Origin of the sequence: Candidatus Lariskella endosymbiont of Epinotia ramella (assembly GCF_964019805.1) — a bacterium.
Taxonomy (GTDB): Bacteria; Pseudomonadota; Alphaproteobacteria; order Rickettsiales; family Midichloriaceae; genus Lariskella.
This window is the reverse complement of sequence record NZ_OZ026472.1, coordinates 1,509,244-1,531,568: the sequence shown is the minus strand read 5'-3', so window position 1 is coordinate 1,531,568 and position 22,325 is coordinate 1,509,244. Positions and strand designations below refer to the sequence as shown.

Sequence of the window (22,325 nt, the reverse complement as noted above, 5' to 3'; positions counted from 1 at the left end):
ATGTTGCAATTAAGGTATTGAATTCATGCACTTATTTATTGTGCATTTTCTATTGATAAAAACGCTGTTTTTCTCTTAGGTTCATGTAGCTATCCTTAGAAAACCTCACTGCCTTCGTAAGGCTTAGAACAACGATTAATGAGTTGTAAACTGTTAATGCGGGTTGTATTGATTAGAGCAGAAAATTAGATCTAATTTTCTATTTCTTTCGAGTTTTTGGAATTAATCTTGATCTATGCTAGATATTAATCATTTAGTTGAAGTGGTTATAAGGAATATAGAGGATGTATAGTAGAAGAGAAGCTCAAGTAGGTAAATGGTGGCGTCAGATAGATGGCCTATCCCTAATAATCACTTTTGTTATTATCAGTGTTGGCTTGGTGCTAGTAATAACTGCAAGCCCTTCAGTTGCAGAAAGAGTTGGTCTTCCTCCGTTTTACTTTGTATATAGACATATATTCTATGTTATACTCTCAAGCATTGTGATTCTTATTATTTCAACGCTGGACGAAGTCGTAATAAAGCGTCTGTGTCTACTTGGTTTTTTTGCTTCCTTGATTTTGCTATTTGCCGTGTTATTTCTTGGTGATGAAGCAAAGGGAGCAAGACGGTGGATTAGTCTATTTGGTGTATCTACACAACCGTCAGAGTTATTAAAACCGTTCTATAGTGTATTTATTGCCATATTACTTTCAGAAATGTGCAATGTTTCACAGAAGAAGAAATTCCTGCTCTGCATCGCGATTCACCTTATAATAGCAAGCCTTATATTAATGCAACCTGATTTTGGTATGGCAATGACAATATCGCTTGTAACTGCGGGCCAGTTTTTTGTCGCTGGGCTTTCACTTGTGTTACTGATTTCAAGTGCAATACTCCTATGTTTAATGGCAACAGGTGCATATTTGTTTTTGCCGCATGTGCGCAAGAGAATTGAAAGCTTTTTATCTGATGACATTGGAACAAATTATCAGATTGGAAAATCACTTGAGTCTTATATACAAGGAGGATTTTTAGGCAAAGGTCCAGGTGAAGGAACTGTTAAGCTAGTATTGCCGGATGCCCATACAGACTTCATTTTTGCAGTTGTGGGAGAAGAATTCGGTTCTTTCTCTTGTTTTTTAGTCTTAGCGTTATTCGCAATTTTAGTTTTGCATGGCATTATGCGTCTTACACTTAGCAATAATCTATTTCGTATATACTCTGCTACTGGAATATTAATGTACTTTGCAATTCAGTCTATTTTTAATATAGGCGTGACACTACATTTATTTCCAACGAAAGGCATGACGCTGCCATTTATTAGTTATGGTGGTTCTTCTATGCTGTCATTCGCATTTGCGATAGGGATATATCTTGGAATCACAAAGCATCATAACAAGCTTTATCACTCTATAACAACTAGAACTCAACATGCATTACCACTTTAATAAATCTGTCTGTTAAAAATCGATTTGCTGCACGAATACAAATAAATTTTTGCGGAGAGTGAAATGCACAAAAATTAGCTTTTAAACTGCCATGCGCTAATTTTCAGATGTATAATTCGTTCGACACTTGCAAATACTACTTTCACAAAATCCATAAGGTTTTTGGCACTTTACAACTTTTTCTGCTATATCATCATTGCTTGCGCCCAACATGAATTCTGCGCTTCTTAGAGTTATGAGACAAAGACAATATAGCCTACTGTCTGATTAGCCTTAAATTGCTAATGTTAGTATTAGATTCTGTGCTTCTAAATGGGTTAATATCTATTCCGCCTCGTCGCGTATAACGTGCATATATTGTCAGAGATTTTGGTTTGCAATACTTCATTATATCCATAAATATTCGCTCTATGCACTGCTCATGAAATTCACTGTGATTCCTGTAAGAAATTAAATACTGCAGCAATCCTTTATGATTTATTTTTTTTCCATTATAAGCAATTTGAATAGATCCAAAATCTGGTTGATTTGTTATATAACAGTTAGACTTCAGTAAATGAGAGTATATAGTTTCCATACATTGCTCTTCTTCGGAAATGCTTAGATAGTCTGGAGTAACACATTTTGCATTGCAAGCAACATCAATATCATCCAAGCAAGTGCCACAAAAATTTGAAAAAGCAATATTGGTATTAAGTTTAGAAAGAGAGACTACTATATCCACACAAAGTGCTAAACTTAAATCATTTTTTATTATCGAAATTACTTCATCTTGATCTTTGAAATTCGTACAATGAAAAGAATTTAGGTATAACTTCAAAGACTTTGACTCTAGTATAAATTCAGAAGAAGCAGGATATCTAAATTCAAGTATCCTGACCTCAGGTTTTCCTTTCATATTCAACCATGAAAGTTCATATGCGTTCCAAATATCTATCCCATGAAATGGAAGAACAGTGCTTTCTATACCAAGCGCCACACGTCTCGGGGCTCTTGGTATTCTATAGAGCAAATCCCTATTATATGAAGATAGGTATACAGGTTTTTCTATGAGTGGATTTTTTAAAAACATCACCAAGGAACTCAAATTAGTATATATTATGTGTTGTTTTAGTGATCTAAAATAAGACGCGCATCCATTATATCAAAATAGTTTTGTATTGCAAAGTAAAACAGGAAATTAGAATATGCACTCACAGCCTTCCGCCATTTCGCATTGCGAATGCAAATAGTTGGGCACTTTGCCGGCACTGCCTAATACTGTTAATACCATTTGTTGCTTAGTTTGCATCTTAACCTCTTGCAAAAATAGTAAGGCTTGTTATAGATTAGATGTGGTAGATTTCTGTTCGGACAGAGTTTTGCCATTGCCTATGTTGTGTGAATTAGACTGTTACCTATAGTTTCATGTCTGGTATTACTATATCTAGCAGAACTTTTATGGTAAATATTGTCACTAACTTTCTTGTTTATGGCTAATTTCTTATTATATCCTTAATGTGAAGAAAAATGTTGAAGCAAATCGTGGAATTACCACAAAATTACAAACCGTCCGAGGACGAAGAGTATATGAATCCCTTTCAGCTAGAATATTTCAGGCAGAAGCTTTTAGGATGGAAGGATGCTCTACAGAAAGAGTTGATGAATGCGGCTTCATATCTCAAGGAAGAGAATTGGAACAATCCAGATTTTAATGATCGAGCCGCTGTTGAAGCTGATGCTGGTCTTGAGCTCCGTACTAAAGACAGATATAGGAAGCTTATAGCAAAGATAGATGATGCACTTCTCAGAATAGAAAACATGGAATATGGGTACTGCGAAGAAACAGATAAGCCAATAGGACTAAAACGTCTTGAAGCAAGGCCAGTCGCAACACTTTCGATAGAAGCGCAAGAAAAACACGAGAAATTTGAGCGTACGCATAGTGAGGAATAATTTGTTTCTCAATTTATCGCTTGATTTCTCATTCTAGAGCATATTTTAAGCAGGATGCTTTGCGAATTTGCTGTTCATTCTTTAAATATGCATTGATTGTGATGTTGAGATCAGCTACCATCGTGATAGTCTTGTGCTTCTTTTGTGGGCTTGTGTCTTACTTATATACCACGACAGCCGTAGTTTGAAGTACGCATTTTACTACTGGTGCAAAAGTCTGTGAGGTCTTTAGTCTATTATGTCTAATCTTACTATTACTGTCGCAAGGGGTGATGGAGTCGGCCCTGAAATTACAGAAGCGGTGTTGCAAATTTTGGAGGCAGCAGGAGCACCTCTAGATTTTGAATATGTAGAAATCGGAGAGAATGTTTATAATAGTGGCATCTCTTCTGGTATTTCAAAAGATGCTTGGAATAAGATCAAGAAAAACAAAATATTATTAAAAGCTCCAATCACAACTCCTCAAGGAAAAGGTTACAAAAGTTTGAACGTAACTTTTCGTAAATCCTTGGGGTTGTTTGCAAATGTAAGACCCGTAGTTTCTTATCATCCATTCGTACGTAGTTTACATCCCAAAATGGATATTGTGATTGTTAGAGAAAATGAAGAAGATTTATATGCTGGCATAGAATATAGATCAACACAAAGTAGCTTACTAAGCTTAAAGCTGATTTCAACACAAGGTTGCCAGAAGATTATTCGATATGCATTCGAATATGCTAGAAGTGCAGGAAGAAAGAAAGTAACATGCATGAGTAAGGATAATATAATGAAGATGACAGATGGGACGTTTCATCTTCTCTTCAAATCTATAGCTCAGGAATATCCAGAGATCCAGGCAGATCATTACATAATAGATATAGGTTCGGCGAGAATTGCTGCTAAGCCTGAGATTTTTGATGTGATAGTAACATTAAATCTTTATGGTGATATTATATCAGATATTGCATCTGAGGTTTCTGGTTCTGTTGGCATGGCAGGAAGTGCAAATATAGGAACAAACTATGCGATGTTTGAGGCTGTACATGGCTCTGCACCTGATATAGCGGGGCGTAATGTCGCAAACCCTTCTGGTCTTTTGAATGCGTCTATTTTAATGCTAGAGTACTTAGGGCAGATGGATGTTGGGACAAAAATACGAAATGCCTGGCTAAATGTTATAGAAAGTGGTATACACACCGCCGATATATATGATTCAGAGACTAGTGCTGAGAAAGTATCTACTAGCGAGTTTGCAGCAGCTGTAGTACGCTGTCTTGGCAGGGAACCAAAGCAGCTAAGTGCAGCAGTTTCCAGCAACAGTGCTAAGGTGAACATTGTGACTCAAATGCCACCTAATGAAACACAGGAACTAATTGGAATTGACGTATATATTCAAGATACAGATCTTGGAGTAAATAAGATGGCGGATATAGCAAAAGCTGCAAGTAGTGTGCTTAGCCTTCAGACAATCTCACAAAGAGGTCTGATAGTTTGGCCCGAAGCAGAAGTTGAAGATACTGGCAGCTATATGATGAGGTTAAGATTCTTTGCAAGTGATAACGTTCAGCTAACAGAGCTTGATTTAATAGAATTGCAAAGATATTTATTAGAAAGCAAAATTAGAATTGCTATGACGCACACTTTATATGAGTATTCTGGAGCTCCTGGCTTTACAAAATCTCAAGGTGAGTAATTTAAATAGCTATCAAGAGGAGGGGGATATGTCTATAAATGATAAAGTAATAGATTACAGCCAGCTGGTTGACGAAGCAATGTACTTCATAGTTTACAAAGCGCTGAAAATAGTGGAGCAGCATGGCTTAATAGGAGATCATCATTTTATGATATCTTTCTTAACGAAACATCCAGGTGTTATGATTTCAGAAGGGTTGCGCAATCAGTACCCTAATGAAATGATGATAGTGCTTCAATATCAATTTCGTGGTTTAACTGTTCATAGAGGATATTTTGAGGTAATCCTTAGTTTTGGAGGAGTGCCAGAAAAGATAGTTGTTCCATTTGCGGCTGTGACAACTTTTGCTGATCCAAGCGTACAGTTTTGTTTAGAATTTTCTGCACAAACTGGATTTGACCAAACATTATATCCAACGTTTAAAGCAAACAATGGAGTGGAAAATGAAGATGATATAAATGTTGCGCTTGCAGTTCAACATCTACATTACCCTGATGACCATAAGGTGCCTCATTCAAATTTGAGCGTGAATAATAATGGTGGGAATATGGATAATGTTGTATCGCTGGATGAGTTTAGACGTAAAAGAAATAAAAAATAAAAAAATTAAGTATATATCCGTATCAACATTAAATGTTATCAGCTCAGCATATATCCAAAAGTTATGATGGAAAGAAAATAGTAAGGAATGTAAATATCAATATTGGTAAGTCGGAGGTAGTTGGGTTGCTGGGACCAAATGGAGCTGGCAAGACCACTTCTTTCTTGACTATAGCAGGCTTTATACTCCCAGATTCAGGGGATGTATTCATAGATGGGCAAAATGTTACACAAGCCCCTATTTATCGTAGAGCACAGCTTGGTCTTGGTTACCTTCCACAAGAATCGTCAGTGTTTGTAGGCCTTACAGTCGCAGAAAACATCATGGCAATTTTGGAATTTGCTGAGCCCAGCATAGTTCAGAGAGAGAAGATTTTAGAGTCATTGCTTACTGAATTTTCACTCGAACATATAAGAAACGTTAGAGGCGCTGTACTCTCAGGTGGAGAACGTAGAAGAGTCGAAATTGCACGTTGTCTTGCTTCCAATCCAAAATATATACTGTTGGATGAGCCGCTAGCTGGTGTTGATCCATTGGCTGTTGAGGAAATTAAACAAATAATTGCAAAGCTGAAAGACAAAGGCATCGGCATACTTATTACAGATCACAATGTACACGAAATGCTGCAATTAGTGGGGCGATGCTATGTTATATATGACGGCTCTGTGCTAGCACATGGCACGCCAAAAGAAATAATAAGTGATATTCGTGTGCAAAAGCTATATCTTGGACAATCTGCAACTCGCAGCGGAATGATGTAATCTGTCCGAGCGTGTTGCTGGTCGCCTGCGTCATAACTAGTCCATCTGCCAAAAATTTATAACAAATCAAATTTTGACGCAGAGACTTGCTATTATCACTTGCCCTTAGATGAGAGTCTTTATCAAAGATTGTGTAAATTATAGTAGAGCCTATATTTGGAATTAATAAAGAATATAGGTAATTAGAATGAAGACAGAAAAGAATAAGAAAATAAATGAAGCGATAGATTTACTGATAGAAGGAGGAGCGGATTTAAAGACAGTACTGAAGCAGGATGGATTGATTAAGGAATTAACGAAGAGTATTTTGGAGAGAGCCTTGCAGGCAGAAATGTCTGAACACTTAGGTTATAACAAATATGATAGGTCTGAAACTGAGAATTGCAGGAATGGTCATTATAATAAGAATTTGATTACTGAGAATGGCAGTATCGAGTTAAATATTCCGCGAGATAGAGAAGGTAAATTTGCACCTGTAATTGTCTCCAAGAATCAAACAAGAATAGATGGTTTAGATCAAAAGATAATATCTCTGTATGCCAAGGGGATGAGTTTGGTACAGCTTTATATTGTGTATTTTTATTGGCATTGCTACCAAAGAATAGATTTTGCTTTTAAATTCACGTATATGTTACAACCTCGATAGTAAGTTATATTATAGTATTTTCCTACATATCTAATAAACAATTATGAAGAGTTTTCAAAAGATTATCAGCGATATCATTTGTAGCAGTTCTAATTTTTGCCTTTAAGGTATGCCAGCAATTCTCTATTGGATTCATATCAGGTGAATATGCCGGTAAGAAGAGAATATGACATCCAGAATCCATAATAATCTGCTTTGTCTTGGCCGATTTATGGAATGCAGCGTTATCCATTATTATAGTGCTAGCAGTTGGTACTAAAGGTATCAAAACATGCTCTAACCAAGCATTGAACACATCACTATTACAAGATCCTTCAAAGGTGGATGGCGCAATGAAAGTACGATTCATCAATCCACCAATCACACTGAATATACTGCACCCTTAATTCAAACCATTTGTTTTAAATGCTCCGATTTTTTAGCAAAAAATTAGCTTAAATATATAGAAGCTGGTGTTCTATATTTTAAAGCTTGATGTAACCTTGTGTTGTTATACCAAGGTACAAATTCTTCTATCCTTTTTTCCAAGCTGCCTATATCATCAGGTCTATAATAATAGATCACTTCTTGCTTTAAAGTTCTCCAAAGTCTTTCTACATATATATTATCAAAACACCTGCCAACATGATCCATACTGATGCTTACATTTTTTAGTTGTAATTTTTGTATAAATTCACTACTGGTATATTGCGAACCTTGATCAGTATTAAATATCTCTGGAACTCTTGTTGCCAATGCCCTTTCTAATAATGCTATGCAAAATCCTGCTTCCAGAGAATATGATAAATCATAGCCTATAATATATCTACTGTGTAAATCAATAATAGCCGTGAAATACATGAACTTGCCATTAATTTTTATATATGTAATATCACTTGCCCATACTTGATTTATCCTATTGATTTCAATTCCTGATAGTAAATAAGGATAAATTTTATGTTCAGGATTCTTTATAGTAGTATTTCTATAGCTCTTAGGATATAAGCCTTCTATCTCCATTTCTTGCATTATTCTCAGTACCTTTTTAGCATTGATGATCTTACCTTGGTTATGCAAATCAGCTGTTATCTTGCGATACCCGTATCTACAATCTGATAATAAATAAATTTCCCTAATGAGATTTGCAATCTCACTTTCATCACTTATCACTGGCTTGTAATACAACTTAGTTCTAGGAATATTCAGCAACTCAGCTTGTCTTCTTATAGAAATATCAGCACAAATTTCTAACATATTTTTTCTCTCTTCATAATTTATTTCTGCAATTTTTTTTTGAGAAAATTATTTTCAATGCTTATCTCGCCAATAATTTTATGCAATTTTTCTATTTCTTGCTCAGAGAGTTTTTGCTTTTTTGTATACTCACTTTCTGGAATAAAAAGCTGATACAAATCCCTGATAGCCTTATCTTTCCAGTCATATAAATTAGTTGCAGGAATTTTGTATTCACTACATATTTCAGCTTTCCCCTTTTGACTTTGTATGGCATCTAGAGCCACTTTTGCCTTAAATTCAGCCGTATAATTTTTCTTTTTACTCATACTACTAACTTAATCCTATTTTTGATTCATTTTACTATCAAAAAATCGGTTGTTTTATTTTTTCTGGTTCGTTTCTTGGGGCCATTATAGAACCTTCTTTTTCTGGAACCATTAATATTTCCATATACTTTCTCTCCTCTTGGTGCTCTAGTCCATCCGCCAAAAGTATGGATTTTAGCTTTTGAAATGCCTTGTTACAACTTTATATTGTGTGTTTTGCTGCTCATGTAATGGTACCTGTGTCAATTTATTGTGATTTTTTATGGCAGAACGGGAAAAATGTCTGTAAGGCGTTCAAAATGCTGCGTTTTAAGCATGCGTCCTCTATTGCCACTTTGTAGCATTTGATTTTGATATGTTTAAATTCAGGTGATTAGCCAGATAAGGTGCGCTCTATCGCCTTCAGATTCATGCCTATGGCTGATATGAATGGATTTATTATATCTCCTATTATACCTCGCAGATAATTACGTCCAAGACGACCAAAATGCTTCAAATGTCCGATTATAGGCTCAATTGCACTTCTTCGCTTCATCATCTTTTTATCAGCAAAACTAAGGCTTTTCTTGGTATATGGCGTATATACTTTGCTTTTGGACTTTAAATTATTACCTCGGTAACCAAGGTCCACAAATATCTTTTTGGGATCTTCTGCAACCTTTTTCACCTCATCAACCATCTCAGATAGTGTATGTCCATCGTATGGATTTCCATGAAATGACTTTATTCCAACTATGAAATTACCTCTGCCACTCACCGCTATACCAACCTTGTTGCCGAATTCGTATGGTTTGTGCAATTTGCCTTTGCCTATGCACTCAACAGCAGGTTCATGGAAACTATATAGTACCTTATTTTCTTTTTTGTAATCCTCTTTGGCACGTTTGCAAAGTACAGATTGATTATAGATCATATTAGCTTTTTCTAGAATTGCTGCGGCTTCTGGTGAAATAGTCAATGACAGTTTTGCAATACCACGATGGCAAAATCTTATTAGACGGCCAAGCCTGCTTTTCAGCTTCTTCATCTGATTAATCCGCTTTTTGGACTTGCTATCATCACGATATTTCCAAACCTTCATTATTCCACGCTTGTAGTACTTTGCATATGTATCATTTAGCGATATACCTTGATCCTTGCAAAGCTCAACTATCTGAAAACGCGCCTTTTCCATTAGATGACAATCATGTGGATGTTTTATATGCTTTGGCTGAACTGTCGTATCAATAATCACGGCTGCCAAATCTTTTTTTTAACTGTGCCAATCTTACAGCCTATTCTGACAAGCTCCTTTAATATCTCACGACACCCAGATTCTCCTAAAGCTTGACGAAATCTTCTTATGCAACTTTCAGATACAATTATGTCATTTTTGAAATAGTCATATCCACAAAAATACTGCCAATAGGAATTTTCCTGAAGCTCCTCCTCAGTATAACAATCAGAGGCACTTGAAATGGCTTGCAACATAAACAAACCAAGCATAACACGACGGTCTTTACGGCTTCTACCATATCGTTTCACAGAAACTTTACCAAAAATTCGCTCATCAAGACCACACCAATCAACTATCGATCTTAATTTATATAACTTGTGTTTGGGATTCAAACTATTAGATAATCTCTCCTCAAATATTCTACTTTGAGTATTATTAATTTGCACTTCTTCTGATGGCATATAATACAAATCCGTAAGTTTTTTGGGATATTATAACATTTTCTTACGGATTAAAAACACTATTTTGATACTCTAAACATTATTTTATGCCTCTTCCAAGACTTTTGGTGCGTGTACTAAAAAATCACAACAGATTGACACAGATGCCATCAGCTGAGTAATAAAATGCACAATATATAAGCTGTATCAAGGCATTTCAAAAGCTAAAATACATACTTTTGGCGGATGGACGTGCTAGCTTTTTAATTGCAAAGTTTTCAATTTCCTTGACTATCAATATCACTTCTTCATTTTTTAAAAGTATATACACTTTTGCCATACTTAATGACTATTTTTCACATATGGATTGCTAGTTTTCTTGAACAATAATTTTATCGGAGTGCCAGATAAATGGAAGTGTTTGGCAAAAGAATTAGATAAATAGCGCACATACTGCCCATCGATATCATTTGGATAGTTAGTAAAAAGTGCGAAAGTTGGAGGGCATGTTCTTGTTTGTGTTATGTATTTTAACCTAATGGATCTTCCAGATGAAGCGCGGCTCGGAGTGTGGATTTGAATTGCTTGCTTAAGCCATTTATTTAATTGCCATGTAGAAAAGCGTGAATTCCACTTAGAGAAAGTCTCCAGAACCTTTTGCAATATCTCATTACAAATAGGTTTTGAGCTATTCAGCCCTGATGTAAATATTATTGGAATATCATGCACAGATGAAATATATTTTTTTACATGAAATTGTGTTTCCTCTCTCAAGCTATTCAAATCTTTTATCAAATCACACTTATTAACAATTAAAACTAATCCCTTCCCGGCATCAATGATTAGCTGTGCTATTGCAATATCTTGACTTTCAAACATCTGTGGTGCGCTAACTACAAGGCAGAGTACACAACTTTTTGATATGGCTTCTTTTGTTTTTTCTATGGATAACTCTTCTACAGTCTCATCAATTTTATTTTGTTTTCTAAGGCCGGCAGTATCAAGTAACGTGATAATCTTTCCATCAAAGGCTATATCATGACTCACGATATCACGTGTTGTGCCAGCTACTTCAGATACTATACTACGCCTGGCGCCAATAATTTTATTAAATAATGTGGACTTCCCAACATTTGGCCTTCCAACTAGTGCAAAGCGTGGCATTTTTTTATCATAGCTCCACTGCTGTTCTTTGCTATATTCTGCCTTGGGTTTTTCTGGCTCACTTGACTGAAGCAGTTTGTCCTCGCTAGATACTGCTTTAGCACTTAATAGAAGTTCATCCTGCTCTATGCATTCTTCCTGCATCTCATTACTAATATTGATACCATGCAGACTATGAAATTGTTCTATTTTTTCAATTAATCCCAGGTATAATTCTTGGAAACCTAATTTATGTTCTGCTGATATAAAGATAGGTTCTCCAAAGCCAAGCTTATATAACTCATTTGTGTCAAGCTTAAAACCAGCTTCGCTTTTGTTCACAATAAGTAGTGCCTTTTTAGAAGATCTCAGTACAACTCCAGCAAGTTCAGTATCGGCAGCAGAGAGCTCGCATCTCCCGTCGACAACAAACATGACTATGTCTGCATCTCCAAGAGCTTGTTCAGTACTGCTTCGCATCTGGCTTTTTATTACATCTCCACGCAAAAGCTCCCAACCAGCAGTGTCAATAACAGTAAAATGATAATCTGCAAAAGTTACGTTGCAGGAATTAAAATCTCTTGTAGTCCCTGGAACATCTGTGACTATAGCAGCTTTCTTTTGTACCATTCTATTAAACAGGGTGGACTTTCCTACGTTTGGGTTTCCAACGATTACAACCTTAGGAAAAATAGACATGCTTCCTTGCGGACATAATTATATCATCTATTTGCTCAATCGAAAGATTATGATCAGGAATCAACTCCACTAGCTCATCACGTGATAGGTCAGCAAGCTCTGTCATATTCCCCACACCAGAGGCGATCAATCTAGCTGCAAACTCAGGAGTAATACCAATATCTGTAAATATACTGGTGTCTGGCAAAGATTCTTTCTCTTCTGGAATATCTACTTGAGACTCTTTCGACTCTGCATTTAATTTGATATATTCTCTGGCACGTGCAACTAGTTCCGTGACAATTTCTTCATTCAACCCCTGTATGCTTGAAAGATATCCTATATCTGCCTCTGCAACATCTTCAATAGACACAAAACCTTCCGAAGCAAGAAGCTGTGCAAGCAGATTATCTAAATATAGGGCCTCAACAAACAAGTCTGTAGCGCCGTTGAACTCATCCTGTCTACGCTTAATTTCATTTGCTTCGGTTAATATATCAATCTTCCAACCTATCAGTTCTGAAGCTAGTCTTACATTCTGTCCTTGCCTACCTATTGCTATGCTTTGTTGATCAGTCGGGACAACAACTTCTAATTTCCTATTATCCTCATCAATTATCACTTTTGTTGCAGAAGCAGGAGCAAGAGCTCTGATCGCTAACGTTGCAGGATCGGATGACCATTCGATAACATCTATCTTTTCTCCTTTTAACTCTGCGGTAATAGCTTGCACCCTTGCTCCACGCATGCCGACGCAAGAACCTATAGGATCTATTGCAGATTCTGGACTGAATACAGCAACCTTTGCACGTGACCCTGGATCGCGAGCAACAGACTTCACTTGTATTATGCCTTCATAAATCTCAGGCACTTCATGGGCAAACAATTTAACTATAAACTGCTTATCTGTTCTAGACAAAATTATCTGTGGACCTTTACCATAACGATCTAACTCAAGCAAGTATGCTTTTATTCTCTCACCTTGTTTGTAATGATCAGCCTTCAGCATTTGATCACGTCTCAGCACAGCATCTGCATTCCCAATTTTTACTACAATCCTATTATGTTCAACTTTATCAACAATACCGTGTAATATATCACCTACTCTGTTTTGGAAATCCTCATATTGTTGTTCTCTTTCTATCTCTTTAATCTTGGATATTATTACTTGCTTCGCAGATTGAGCGGCAAGCCTAGCAAGGTCAAGAGGTGGAAGAGAATCTTTTAAAATATCGCCTGGTAGAGCATCAGGATTTTTATACCTTGCATTCTGCAAGGTAATCATCTGCATTTGCGCTGCCCCATCTTCTGTTTGTTCAGGCATATTACTATTTAACTCATCTCTATCATCTACTACAAGTAGCTCTCTATATAGATGTATAGCTCCTGTTTTGCGGTCTATGGATGCACAGATCTTATGTTCTCTACCATACTTTCTATAGGCAGCAACTCTCATTGCCTCTTCAAGAGCATCTATAATTTTTTCTTTCGGGATAGACTTTTCTCTAGCTACAGCCTCGGCAACTTGTATAATCTCGTTATTTGCAAAGCTACTTGGTTGCATTTCTCCCCCGTGATCTATTTAATCTAACTTTTCTTAGCATATTACTTTCTATATTGGCTTCCGATATATTGGATACTGGAATTTCTATTAATTCTACACTAACACTTTGCTGTTGCAACAGAACATTATCTCCTTTGAGACCGCATAGTTTTCCAAGAAACTTTCTCTGATTATCAATAGGATGATTTAAAATGATTTTAACATTATTTCCTTCATATGTAGAGAAATCTTCGTATCTTGTAAGCGGCCTATCAATACCAGGAGAGCTTACCTCAAGGTAATATCTATCTCTCATAGGTTCATGCAAATCAAGCAATACAGAAGCTTGTTTACTCACCTTTTCGCAATCCTCAACCGACACCTGGGTAGAGTCCATTCTTTCAATCATCAACTGTAATGTTTTACTCTTTTTTCCCTGATTAATTCTAACGCGCAGCGCACAGTACCCCATGGCTTTTATGGAACTTTCCAAAAGCTCTAGTACTTCTCTCTCCAGCTGAGTTTTAAAAACCAACATTTTCTTAACTAACCTATGCTTGCTACAAAAAAATAAGGCTGGTGAAAACACCAGCCTTATGACCTGTAAAGCGAATGATACTCTAATCACTATATGGCGTCAACAGAAAATTAGAAAATTATTGAAAAGTCACATCGAACAAACAGCAGGTCATCTATTATTTGTGGGGAGTTGGTATTACTAATGAATTTTATATTTACACATCATAAACTTTCCTTATATACCTCGAGTAAATGAAAAGGTATACTCGCCATACATTTCAAAATTTGTGTCGTTAGATCGCTCGTTAAGTATTGATCCATACACATGCCACCTTATTTCTTCCTAACTCTTTTTGAAGTTTAACTTCATATGTACATATTATTTACCTGCGGTATATATAAGGAAAGAAACGCATATTACGTTGATGAACCAATCTATGAAATCCATAAAGCGAACTAAAGAAGTGGTAGAATTAAACAAACAATCTATCGATAATCAGTTTGAAAGTGGCGTCATAGGAATCGACGAAGTAGGAAGAGGTGCACTTGCAGGCCCTATTGTCGCTGCAGCTGTTTTTTTCGAAAAAAATCCAGATATTTACGGAATAAAAGATTCAAAAAAACTTTCTGAGAAGCAAAGGCAGTGCTTATTTGAACGTATTATAAAAGTATCGAAATGGGCAGCTTGTCTTAGCAGTGTTGAAGAAATAAATAAGCTAAATATCCGAGAAGCAACGCATCTTGCTATGTTGAGAGCCGTTTTAAAACTTGATTACTCTGACAAAGTGATTTTGGTGGATGGTAATGCCAATCCATTTAATCAACCTCAGCTTTCTGATAAAACTAGATGTATTGTAGGCGGAGACATGAAATCATTAGCGATTGCCTCAGCATCTATAGTTGCGAAAGTAATAAGAGATGAGATAATGCTATTACTTGGCAAAGAATTTCCTCACTATTCTTGGCTTAAGAATAAGGGGTATGGAACTTTCGAGCACATCAATGCGATTAAAAAATTCGGCAGTGTGAAATACCACCGCTCTTTATTCTTGCGCAAAATCATTTAGAACTAATTATCTTACACAATAATTTATCATATGCGATTAGTTTCTGTATTAGTACCTCTGCCATTTAATAAGCTATTTGATTATACAATAAGTGAGGAAATACTCCTGAATGACTCGGATCTAGTTGGGTGTTTTGTATTAGTTCCGTTTAAAAGTAAGGAAATATTAGGCATAATATGGGCTATCAAAACAACCAAGTCGGAAGAAAATAGCGATAAAAGGCTGATTAAACAAGTGATCAAGGTATACCTTGCTTGTAAGGTAACACAAACATTTATGAAGTTCATAGAACGTGTTGCTGAGTATAATATGATGCCACTTGGAATGGCTTTGAAGTTATCTATGCCAAAGTCCCAGAAATTTCTGGATTTAGATGTAAAAGAGCAGGAAAGTGCGCCTGATCACAGTGACATGGATGAATATCAAAAAACTATTGCTCTTTCCAGCGCCCAAAAAACTGCTGCGGATCAAATACTGTTTAATTCCAAGGAGTTTTGTGCAACACTCCTGGATGGCGTCACAGGATCTGGAAAGACTGAAGTTTATTGTGCTGTAATAGACCGTATGGTTGTTCTGAAAAAGCAGATCTTAGTATTGCTGCCAGAAATAGTACTCAGCACTAGTCTTTTTGAAAAATTAAAATACAGATTTAAAACGCAGCAAGTTTCACAATGGCATTCTTCTGTTACTGCAAAGAATAAAAAACTCACTTGGCAAGCTGCACTTCGTGGCGAGAGTATCATCGTCATTGGTGCAAGAAGCGCCTTATTTTTGCCATTCTCAAATCTAGGATTGATCGTAGTTGACGAAGAACACGACTCATCATTCAAACAAGAAGAAGGGCAGATATACCACGCAAGAGATATGGCTGTATTCAGAGCAAAGCTTGAGTCAATTCCTATAGTATTAGCCTCAGCAACTCCATCAATAGAGACATATTGCAACGCAAAAAACGGAAAGTATAAGCATACTCATCTACCAGAAAGATTTTCGCGTGTAGAAATGCCTGAGGTAAAGATTATCGATATGAATAGTGAAATTTTGCCAAAAGGTAGTTGGATTTCATCGGCTTTAAAGCGGCAAATATTAAATACTTTAGAAGCAAAGAAACAAAGCATAATATTTTTAAATAGAAGGGGCTACGCACCTCTCAGCATCTGTAAAATATGTGGTAGCAAAGCAGAATGCAAAAATTGTAATTTTTATCTTGTGCTACATAAACAAAAGAACATATTACAATGCCATTATTGTGGATATAACATACTTAATACAAATTCCTGTCAAAGCTGTGGTGGACACAAACAAATCTTGGTCTATGGCCCTGGAATAGAAAGAGTAGAGGAGGAATTAAAATCTTTATTTCCAGGTGCGAGAATAGCTGTTTTCACCAGCGATACTGCAACGAATCACAAGACTGCATCTGCAATGATTAATGCAATACATAATAGAGATATTGACATTATAATAGGCACGCAGATTATTGCAAAAGGATTGCATTTTAAGGACTTGCATTTAGTTGGTGTTATTGACGCAGACGCAGGAAGCTTCAGCTGCGATCCACGAAGTCTTGAAAAGACATATCAATTGATACATCAAGTGTCAGGAAGAGCTGGGAGAGAAAGTACGAAAGGCGTAGTTTGCCTGCAAGCATATATGCCAAATAGTGTAGTACTACAGAATATAGCTTTGTATGATAGAGAAGGATTTTTAAGGTCTGAACTAAATGATAGGGAATTAGCTATGATGCCTCCTTTTGCGAGGCTTGCGCTTATAACTTTTTCATGCGCTAATGAATCAAAACTTCTTGAGTTTATACGTAGCGTTAGAATAGATACTGAATATATGCTAGGTCCCACTCCCGCTCCAATATTTAAGCTAAGATCAATGTATAGATATAGAGTAATAGCAAGAGTTCCAACGCATCACTCTAAAAATAGAGTAGGAACTCCAAAACCGATAAACATACAAAATATGGTACAAAAGTTTATCGGCTCACTTCCGCAACAAAATTGTATTAAGATTAAAATAGATATAGATCCATATACTTTTATATAATACCAACTCTCCCTAAATAACAGGACGCTTTAGTTCGTCTTTTTAGAAAATTTAAGTGCGCTCCTAGTCGTTGTACTTCTAGTATGCCTCAATCAAATTACATCTTAAATTTTCTAAAGAATACGTAGCGACTATATGTTGTTATTTGTAGGATTTGGTGTAAATAAGCTGCATAAAATTTATCCTATGTATCAATTTCTTGTGAGGTATAAAAAAATGTAATAATGATTGCTGCTATTTAAAAAAACTTAACAAAATAAATAAATCAATATAAGATAAATTATATACAGACTGTGGCATCTCTTGCTGCGCTGTTATATTCGATGCGTGGAATTGCCAAGCAATTGCTAGGTTTTCTGTGTGTTAAAATTATTATACAGGTGCTTGTGGAGCAGCATGACAAATACTATTCGATGCGCCAAGACAGTTAGTGTTGGCCAAAGCGCTTTTTATGCACTGCAATATCAACATAAAGCCGTTGGTGCATCGCAGTCATGAGCTTTTATAGTCATTTCAGTAAAAATCCGATATCTAAGACGAATGCTAAACAGTAAAATGAAAGAGATTTTCGACTGTAGTTGTTATTTAAGTTAAAATATTTTGAATCTGACTTTTGATAACACACTTCTTTAGAAGTTGTTAGTATGCTAAGATCGTGCAATTTTAAGCTCAGTAGAAAACAGGAACAATTGATCTATGCAAAGTGGTTCCTGCAGTATGTGCATATTGTTCACATGCATTTGCAGCCTTGCTATGTAAGGTTTTCATAAACGCATACCTTGGTTTTCCTGCACTTGATAAATTTTGTGCTCTATACTTGAGATTAACCTGTGAACGATGACTTGCTTCTATACCTCTGATAAATGAAGAGTTGCTATTTAACTTGCGTGCATACGAAGTTAGAAATCAAAAAGAGCTATGAAGAATGGTGCGCCAAGTGTTTGTTTGAAACAAAAGACATAAGGAGCATTCTAAAGGCCCCAATTTTGAAGCATAACGAGTATATACACAATTGTTACAGCTTGTGTTATAAGGACTAATTTATGTGTCTTATCATTAAAATGCTACTACTCGTTTGATTTTACTGTCTGCAGAAGGCTGATGTATTGGATAAAAGCAAGGAGGTAGTTATGATTTTGTTAAAACAACCAGTTGTTGATTTGTTACAACGTTTTAAAGATGCATTTTGGAACTGTTTAAAAAAATTTTATACTTTGCGAAATCAAGACAACACAAATCAGGAGAATAGTGTTACAATAGAGTCCGGCACTCAAGTTGTTCAGACTGATCTTGAGCATGGCCAAGTTAACACAGCAGCTTTGGGAGCAGCGCTAGCAGAAATCGATCTAAATGATGAAACTAGTGCCGTTGGGAGTGCTTCTACTTGCAGCACTATAAATGAAGGAGGTAACCAAGACATGGATAAAGAAACTAGCGACTCAAAATATCAGCAAGCTAACAAGATTTCAGAAGAAATATGTAATGCTTTACGTAATATTATACAGCAGCCTACTAATCAAACAGTATCGCAAGTAGAAGTTAATAATATTCCAAATGCTCAATTGACGAGTGCTGCGGTTATTGCAAACCATGTGGCACTAAATCCTACTAACCAAGAACAAAGTTCTAGCTCTGGGCAAACTTCTGGTGCAACACTAGAACATGCACTAGAACTAGATCCTAATCCAGAACATCACGCAGAAGTACAACATCACGTAAAAGCTTCCTGTGCTATATCATAAATGACCGATGTGACCTAATGCTATAAGTTATAGCATTAGGTCAATGTTTGTTATCATGCTTCAATTAAATTAAGATTTAATTGAGACTCAGGAAAATATGTGGCAGATTTATCATATAGCTTATTATCTATGCTTCCAAATGCAGATGCTAGGTCTGGCATGTAGAATTTTTATTGGATTTCTTCTTCAAACGTTTGTTACAGCTTGACAATTGCTTTGTTGCATCCTGAGCATACATAGTATGCTCATGTGCTTCTTGTACACTTGCGCTTTCGTATGCTCCTTGCACTTGCCTCGCAACCGAGTGTGAAGAAGAAGTCTATTGTAATGCAAGTAATTTATATAAATGGCAAACTCTGCATTAAACTATATAGTAGGCCCTGCCAGTCAAGTCATTTGCGCAGACTCCTTTGGCCTGATTTTCAAGTATTACTTCGTTAATTTTTTTGTAAATATATAATATTTGATTCAGAAATTAACTACTACTCTAAAAAATCATGCCATTAAAATTCTTACACAAGCACTTTGTTTGCAGGCACTGCAATAAAGATACACAAAGCAATTAGAAGAAAGCAGTTAAATAGTATTGCAATAGAGTATTTGGTTTTTTAGAATAATGCATATTACCATATATATCACAGGTAAATGAAGACTTGGTATTTCGGATTTTGATACGAAGCTATATTTATATTACTTAAGCCTAGGAATGGAAAAGACTGAGCTCAACATTGATGATGAGATAGAAACAGGGCGCTATTTTAAAGCTGCCTTGGATTGGCATACATCCAGATATCTTTCTTATTACACACAATTCACATATATGTTTATAGTAACACTGTTAGCACTTGTTGCTGCTATTGTTGCTATACACCTGGCAAGAGCACGTTATTCTATTGAACAATATCCATTAGTTTCTTATACAGACGATCAAGTTAATTATGTCACTAGGATTCACTCTATATCACACTTAGGAGATAGTATAGATAAATCCGTTGCAAGATATATGATAACTGCGTATATTCAATCTAGAGAAAGCTATAAATACGAAGAATATTCAAATAAAGAAAGTTGGGATCAGAAAATAGCATTTTTACAGAGTAATTCTTCAAAAAAAGTGCTTTCTGAGTTTTTGAATTATATGGATACAAGACAAAATCCTGATAGCCCTGTATTAAAGTACAAAACACAAACAAGAAAAGACGTAAGTGTTAAGGATGTAAAGTTCTTTGAATACTATAATCGCCCCTTTAGAGCCACGGTGGACTTTCTCATTACTGAGCTTTCATATAACAGCACAGTGGTTTCAAAATGTACTGCAGAATTAATATTTAGTTTGACAGATATAGAAAAAGTGATAGATAAAAGTGTTGCTTTAAAGTTTATGGTAACGTCTTACAGCTCATCTTGCAATTTGCATTCATCTTGATAATCTGTCATTACTTATGCAGTATATAGAATCTATAAAAAGTTATTTTTGGGATATTGGCTCTCAGTTTCTCTTGATAGGCGTTGGTGCAGTTGTAACTTTGCAAATCCTTTTCTCCGCTGCATTTGTAGGTATACTACTAGGAACGCTACTGGCCGTCATGAGACATAAAAATATTTGCATAAGAAGTATAAGTGCGGTTATTTCTGTGATAAGAGGTACGCCTGTAATTTTACAGTTAAGCTTTGTTTACTTTGCAATTCCTTCATTCCTAGGAATAAAAATGAGCGTTGTGCTTGCTGGAATATTAACATTTGGTTTTAATAGCGCAGCTTACGTCGCAGAGATTCTAAGAGCTGGAATAGAATATCTTCCCAAAGGGCAGTTTGAAGCCGCCCAAACCTTGCGAATACCGAATTTCTATATGTGGCGTGACATAATACTCCCGCAAGTTATACGTAATATTTTGCCTTCTATGATAAATGAAATTATCGCGTTGCTTAAGGAAACTGCTCTAATAGGAACAATAGGAGCAATGGATATAATGAGAAGGTCACAAGCTATCGCAGCAGAACAATTTACCTTTTTTACACCTCTATTGATCGCAGGTGTTTACTATTATATATTCGTCCTAATCATAGAGTATATAGGAAAACAAATTGAAAAGAAATTAAGTTACTAGATATTGAATTGCATTATTTGCAGCAAAAGTAATGATTTAACTATACTGCTGTATGTATTTTATTATAGCATGAATATGCGAGTATCAGACTTGGATGAAGTTTTTGCTAAAAAGCTCATTTGGTCAGTACACTCGTTTTCAAATGAGTCTGTTTGTCAAAAATCAGTTTGCTACGCAAATAAATTTTTGTGGAGAATTAAATATACAAAAATTAGCTTTTAGAATTACCATGCGCTAATTTTCGGATATATAATTTATCCTGTACCTTGCAACGACTACTTAACCAAATCCATAAGGTTTTTGGCAATTTTGCCATTTTTTGCTGGGTTTTCGGTGCGCCATGATGACTTGCAGGTCAAGATAAATCCCATATTCCTTAGAGTTATGACACAAGGCGTAACTAGTATATTGGCCATGCCTTTAATATCTATAAATCTAAGTAGAGTAGTTGTCAAAAAGATGGAATATACACAGCAAGTTTTACCTCTGGTCTATAAATCTAATTATAATCCATATGATTTCGTTGTATCGCTTTGCAATTTAGAAGCGTACAATGCTGTGACACGGGATAATATTTGGCCGCATAATAGGTTAATTATAGTAGGAGAAAAAGGTAGTGGAAAAAGCCATTTAGCGAACATTTGGGGCACACGAAAAAATGCCGTGTATGTAGGTCAACAAACTAATTTACTAAGCTTAGAATATAGTAAGAACCTCATTTTCGAAAATGTGGAAACATGTAGTGACGAAAGAGCCCTACTTTACTTGATAAACTTTGCACTTGAAAATGAGATATCATTATTGATGACGACAGCCTCGCCATTACAGTGCTTAATTCCAGATCTGAAATCAAGAATAAACTCGACATATCATATTTTTATTAAAACTCCTTGTTTAGATCTGATCAAAGCGCTATTGATAAAACATTTTTCAGATAAACAGATTTCTGTCTCATTAAATGTGATAGAATATATAAGTTGTAGAATTGAAGGCAGTTTTTCCAGCATATTGGATATAGTAGAATATTTTGATAGAATTGCTCTTGAAAAAAGAAGAGAAATCACCATTGCATTTGCAAGAGATATGCTAGGTGAATATATAAATGGCAGAGAAATTACAACTTCACTTCAAAATTCTATGCAAGGAATATAATGGGTTAGCTATAGTTATTTGAGTTAGATTAGCACGCTTGAGAAGAAGCCATCTAATGTGTCGAGATGCAACA

General features: G+C 35.8%; 22 protein-coding genes. 13 read left to right on the top strand and 9 right to left on the bottom strand.

Annotated features, from left to right (window positions below; genetic code table 11):
• Positions 1 to 284: 284 nt before the first annotated feature.
• Positions 285 to 1,430, top strand: a complete 1,146-nt coding sequence (locus tag AACL20_RS06580; protein WP_339052111.1) for a putative peptidoglycan glycosyltransferase FtsW — start codon at positions 285 to 287, stop codon at positions 1,428 to 1,430.
• Between the two features lie 256 nt (positions 1,431 to 1,686).
• On the opposite strand, the gene queF is transcribed toward AACL20_RS06580, so the two are convergent.
• The gene (gene queF, locus AACL20_RS06575) at positions 1,687 to 2,502 is read right to left on the bottom strand and encodes an NADPH-dependent 7-cyano-7-deazaguanine reductase QueF (protein ID WP_339052110.1); all 816 of its coding nucleotides are present in this window, start codon (positions 2,500 to 2,502) and stop codon (positions 1,687 to 1,689) included.
• A 440-nt stretch (positions 2,503 to 2,942) separates the two neighbouring features.
• Between queF and dksA the strand changes: the two genes are divergently transcribed.
• From dksA to AACL20_RS06550, 5 genes are all read left to right on the top strand, one after another.
• Positions 2,943 to 3,365: an RNA polymerase-binding protein DksA gene (gene dksA / locus AACL20_RS06570; RefSeq protein WP_339042718.1), complete on the top strand. Its 423-nt coding sequence runs from the start codon at positions 2,943 to 2,945 to the stop codon at positions 3,363 to 3,365.
• 238 nt (positions 3,366 to 3,603) lie between these two features.
• A complete protein-coding gene (locus tag AACL20_RS06565; RefSeq protein WP_339052109.1) occupies positions 3,604 to 5,040 on the top strand; it encodes an NADP-dependent isocitrate dehydrogenase in 1,437 nt (478 codons plus the stop codon).
• A 28-nt stretch (positions 5,041 to 5,068) separates the two neighbouring features.
• Positions 5,069 to 5,641: an SspB family protein gene (locus tag AACL20_RS06560; protein WP_339052108.1), complete on the top strand. Its 573-nt coding sequence runs from the start codon at positions 5,069 to 5,071 to the stop codon at positions 5,639 to 5,641.
• Between the two features lie 32 nt (positions 5,642 to 5,673).
• On the top strand, positions 5,674 to 6,402 hold the full coding sequence (gene lptB, locus AACL20_RS06555) for an LPS export ABC transporter ATP-binding protein (protein ID WP_339052107.1): 729 nt from the start codon (positions 5,674 to 5,676) through the stop codon (positions 6,400 to 6,402).
• Between the two features lie 187 nt (positions 6,403 to 6,589).
• On the top strand, positions 6,590 to 7,048 hold the full coding sequence (locus AACL20_RS06550) for a transposase (protein ID WP_339052106.1): 459 nt from the start codon (positions 6,590 to 6,592) through the stop codon (positions 7,046 to 7,048).
• A gap of 22 nt (positions 7,049 to 7,070) precedes the next feature.
• Here the strand turns inward: AACL20_RS06550 and AACL20_RS06545 are convergent, their stop codons facing one another.
• The 8 genes from AACL20_RS06545 to rimP all read right to left on the bottom strand — a co-directional run bounded on the left by AACL20_RS06545 (position 7,071) and on the right by rimP (position 14,147).
• Positions 7,071 to 7,412, bottom strand: coding sequence for a transposase (locus AACL20_RS06545; RefSeq protein WP_339052105.1), 342 nt, complete (start codon positions 7,410 to 7,412; stop codon positions 7,071 to 7,073).
• A 65-nt stretch (positions 7,413 to 7,477) separates the two neighbouring features.
• Positions 7,478 to 8,589 (bottom strand): IS3 family transposase gene (locus AACL20_RS06540; protein ID WP_339051932.1). Its coding sequence is split into 2 segments (ribosomal slippage): positions 7,478 to 8,310 and positions 8,310 to 8,589, totalling 1,113 coding nucleotides; the frame shifts between segments, so codons are not numbered across the junction.
• Positions 8,590 to 8,626: 37 nt separating this feature from the next.
• Positions 8,627 to 8,752: a hypothetical protein gene (locus AACL20_RS06535; RefSeq protein WP_339052104.1), complete on the bottom strand. Its 126-nt coding sequence runs from the start codon at positions 8,750 to 8,752 to the stop codon at positions 8,627 to 8,629.
• Positions 8,753 to 8,962: 210 nt separating this feature from the next.
• Positions 8,963 to 9,763, bottom strand: coding sequence for a transposase (locus AACL20_RS06530; protein ID WP_339051716.1), 801 nt, complete (start codon positions 9,761 to 9,763; stop codon positions 8,963 to 8,965).
• A 56-nt stretch (positions 9,764 to 9,819) separates the two neighbouring features.
• On the bottom strand, positions 9,820 to 10,266 hold the full coding sequence (locus AACL20_RS06525; RefSeq protein WP_339051717.1) for a transposase: 447 nt from the start codon (positions 10,264 to 10,266) through the stop codon (positions 9,820 to 9,822).
• A 321-nt stretch (positions 10,267 to 10,587) separates the two neighbouring features.
• Complete coding sequence (gene der / locus AACL20_RS06520) at positions 10,588 to 12,087, bottom strand: ribosome biogenesis GTPase Der (protein ID WP_339052103.1); 1,500 nt, start codon at positions 12,085 to 12,087, stop codon at positions 10,588 to 10,590.
• Positions 12,071 to 13,630 carry a transcription termination factor NusA gene (gene nusA / locus AACL20_RS06515; RefSeq protein ID WP_339052102.1) on the bottom strand — a complete coding sequence of 520 codons (1,560 nt, stop codon included), beginning with the start codon at positions 13,628 to 13,630 and terminating at the stop codon, positions 12,071 to 12,073. Before nusA ends, der begins: the two co-directional genes overlap by 17 nt.
• Positions 13,617 to 14,147, bottom strand: coding sequence for a ribosome maturation factor RimP (gene rimP / locus AACL20_RS06510; RefSeq protein ID WP_339052101.1), 531 nt, complete (start codon positions 14,145 to 14,147; stop codon positions 13,617 to 13,619). Before rimP ends, nusA begins: the two co-directional genes overlap by 14 nt.
• 418 nt (positions 14,148 to 14,565) lie before the next feature.
• Here rimP and AACL20_RS06505 point away from each other — a divergent pair, with 418 nt between their 5' ends.
• The 7 genes from AACL20_RS06505 to AACL20_RS06475 all read left to right on the top strand — a co-directional run bounded on the left by AACL20_RS06505 (position 14,566) and on the right by AACL20_RS06475 (position 22,252).
• Positions 14,566 to 15,195, top strand: a complete 630-nt coding sequence (locus AACL20_RS06505) for a ribonuclease HII (protein ID WP_339041311.1) — start codon at positions 14,566 to 14,568, stop codon at positions 15,193 to 15,195.
• Between the two features lie 30 nt (positions 15,196 to 15,225).
• Entirely contained in the window at positions 15,226 to 17,250 is a 2,025-nt protein-coding gene (priA, locus tag AACL20_RS06500; protein ID WP_339052100.1) for a primosomal protein N', read from the top strand.
• 1,130 nt (positions 17,251 to 18,380) lie between these two features.
• Entirely contained in the window at positions 18,381 to 18,992 is a 612-nt protein-coding gene (locus tag AACL20_RS06495; protein ID WP_339052099.1) for a hypothetical protein, read from the top strand.
• Positions 18,993 to 19,698: 706 nt separating this feature from the next.
• The gene (locus tag AACL20_RS06490) at positions 19,699 to 20,418 is read left to right on the top strand and encodes a VirB8/TrbF family protein (protein ID WP_339052098.1); all 720 of its coding nucleotides are present in this window, start codon (positions 19,699 to 19,701) and stop codon (positions 20,416 to 20,418) included.
• A 16-nt stretch (positions 20,419 to 20,434) separates the two neighbouring features.
• Positions 20,435 to 21,100 carry an amino acid ABC transporter permease gene (locus AACL20_RS06485; protein ID WP_339052097.1) on the top strand — a complete coding sequence of 222 codons (666 nt, stop codon included), beginning with the start codon at positions 20,435 to 20,437 and terminating at the stop codon, positions 21,098 to 21,100.
• A gap of 94 nt (positions 21,101 to 21,194) precedes the next feature.
• A complete protein-coding gene (locus AACL20_RS06480; protein WP_339052096.1) occupies positions 21,195 to 21,338 on the top strand; it encodes a hypothetical protein in 144 nt (47 codons plus the stop codon).
• A gap of 146 nt (positions 21,339 to 21,484) precedes the next feature.
• The gene (locus AACL20_RS06475; protein ID WP_339052095.1) at positions 21,485 to 22,252 is read left to right on the top strand and encodes a hypothetical protein; all 768 of its coding nucleotides are present in this window, start codon (positions 21,485 to 21,487) and stop codon (positions 22,250 to 22,252) included.
• Positions 22,253 to 22,325 lie beyond the last annotated feature (73 nt).